Below are 317 nucleotides of genomic sequence, written 5' to 3'. Positions count from 1 at the left end.
GGGTGAACATAGGTGATGCTACAGTCACTGACAAAACTGTCGAAATCTCAGGTCCCTTCGACCCAGGCGCACTCGCACTGACCGTCACTTGGACAGATGGGAGCCAGACACTCAACTATACCATCAGACCTCCGGCAGCATTCGTTAGCGCGAATCCAACAGCCGACTCGACACTCACTGTTGATGATACCCTCACCCTCACCTTTGACAATCCGCCAGAAGACATCACGGTAAGCACAGGTGATGCTACAGTCACTGACAAAACTGTCGAAATCTCAGGTCCCTTCGACCCAGGCGCACTCGCACTTACAATCACT

1 protein-coding gene is annotated in these 317 nt (G+C 52.7%); it reads left to right on the top strand.

Going from position 1 to position 317, the window contains the following annotated elements:
• The coding region (locus tag J4G07_15865) for a hypothetical protein (GenBank protein ID MCE2415466.1) at positions 1–317 on the top strand (317 nt) is incomplete at both ends.

The organism is Candidatus Poribacteria bacterium (assembly GCA_021295715.1).
Lineage (GTDB): Bacteria > Poribacteria > WGA-4E > WGA-4E > WGA-3G > WGA-3G.
The sequence above is the reverse complement of the archived record's forward strand: the minus strand, read 5'-3'. Positions and strand labels throughout refer to the sequence as shown.